Source organism: Pseudomonas sp. NPDC087697 (assembly GCF_044743155.1).
Taxonomy (GTDB): domain Bacteria; phylum Pseudomonadota; class Gammaproteobacteria; order Pseudomonadales; family Pseudomonadaceae; genus Aquipseudomonas.
Genome location: NZ_JBIUVW010000099.1, coordinates 1 through 1,237 on the forward strand (window position 1 = coordinate 1; position 1,237 = coordinate 1,237).

A 1,237-nucleotide genomic window follows, 5' to 3' on the forward strand; every position below is an offset into this window, starting at 1 on the left:
GTAGATACCGTCTTGAGCCTCACCGGGCAAGCGCAAGTTTCGGGTCAAAGGGTTGACCCGACTTGAGCACGCCGTAAACGAAGTGCAACAGCTTACGCATGGCGGCACAGATGATCTGCTTGGGGGCCTTTCCGTTAGCCTTCAGGCGATCTTTCATGGCAATGATCGCCTCGTTATGCCGCAACGCTACCAGGCCTGGCATGTAGAGGCCTGCGCGCAAGCGCACTGAGCCGATCTTCGAGATCAGGGTGCGCCCCTTGAGGGTTCCCGAGTCCTGGAGCTTCGGGTTCAGCCCGGCAGCAGCGACAAGTTTACGAGGGTTGTCGTACTTGCGCAGGTCGCCCAGCTCAGCCAACAGCCGCTCAAGCGTTCTCTCGCCGATACCGTCGATGGTCACGATCAAGTCACGCATTTGGCGCATGTCCGGGTCGTCATCAATGTGTTTTTTGATCGCCTTGTGGGTTTCAGCAATCTCTTTTTCGATGTGGCGCAGCACCGATTGGATCGAGTCTTTGACGCTTTCGTCGGATACATCCAGACGATTGAGCTCCATTTGCTGCATTTCCTGCAGGTCATCCAAACGACGAACCAGGGCTTTCAACTGACGAAACTTCAGAGGCTCCGGTGCCCAGGGCTGCAGCTTTTCATGTTTTTCTTTGGCGAAGTCGGCAATCAGCTTGGCGTCGCTTTTATCGGTTTTGACTCGACGCAATTCGCTTTTTGCGTACGAGTTGGTCGTGGCCGGATTCACCACGCAGACCCGATAACCCTTGTTGTAGACGAACTCGGCAAGCTCCAGGTGATAGACGCTGGTGGCTTCCATCACGATCAGGGCAGAAGGCTCGACCTGCTTCAGCAGCCAAGCCTCAAACTCTTTGAAGCCCTTGGAGTCGTTAGCCAGTTTGGCTTTGGTTTTGTGCTTGCCGTTTGGCAGATGAGTAGCAATATCAAAGGTGTTTTTAGCGACATCGACGCCGACGAAACTGGACATGACCGTCTCCCCAATTAGATCCATGCGATCATCACTGCACTCTGTCCAACCTTGCAAATGCGGGCTCTCGCCAGAGACGGGCCCAAGATACCGTTCGAACTATACGAGTGAGTGTGGAGGGTTGGAGCACGATCTACGTTGCAGGCAAAAAGCCTAAGGAGCTGCGCGGCTTCCAGGTCCCTCCCTCGATGATCAGTCGAGAACTATCGCTCCTGACGGAGCGATAGTCGAGATACAAGGAGCTGC

General features: G+C 54.9%; 1 protein-coding gene. It reads right to left on the reverse strand.

Annotated features, from left to right (window positions below; translation table 11 throughout):
* Positions 1 to 19 precede the first annotated feature (19 nt).
* A complete protein-coding gene (locus ACIPIN_RS28945; RefSeq protein ID WP_401124930.1) occupies positions 20 to 991 on the reverse strand; it encodes an IS110 family transposase in 972 nt (323 codons plus the stop codon).
* Between the last annotated feature and the right edge of the window lie 246 nt (positions 992 to 1,237).